Origin of the sequence: Pseudomonas sp. 2995-3 (assembly GCF_002742565.1) — a bacterium.
Lineage (GTDB): Bacteria > Pseudomonadota > Gammaproteobacteria > Pseudomonadales > Pseudomonadaceae > Aquipseudomonas > Aquipseudomonas edaphica.
On sequence record NZ_LJSB01000195.1, the window covers coordinates 1 to 306 of the forward strand.

Consider the following 306-nt stretch of genomic DNA (forward strand, 5'->3'; position numbering starts at 1 on the left):
GGTATTAAAAAACAAGTAAGCCCTCATATATGGAGACACAGTGGCGCTATTCTATACATTATGAATGGTGGAGATCCATTCTCATTAAAGTCTATTCTTGGTCACACCACTCTCCATATGACTAACCATTACGTCAAAATGGCTAATACGGATGTAAAGAAACGTCATAACCAGTTTTCTGCGTTAAAGAATGTATTTGAATAGGTATTGGGGAGATTAACTCCCCTTCCTCTTAATCATCATCTGAATCTATATACTCTATCCTGCTTCCATAATTCAAAAGAAAATCCTAAGATAATGTAACTG

Annotated in this window: 1 protein-coding gene; it reads left to right on the forward strand. The window is 35.6% G+C overall.

Features of this window, described 5'->3' with window-relative positions:
• On the forward strand, positions 1–204 hold a 204-nt coding region (locus tag AOA62_RS17900; protein WP_158235130.1), incomplete at its 5' end, for a tyrosine-type recombinase/integrase.
• Positions 205–306 lie beyond the last annotated feature (102 nt).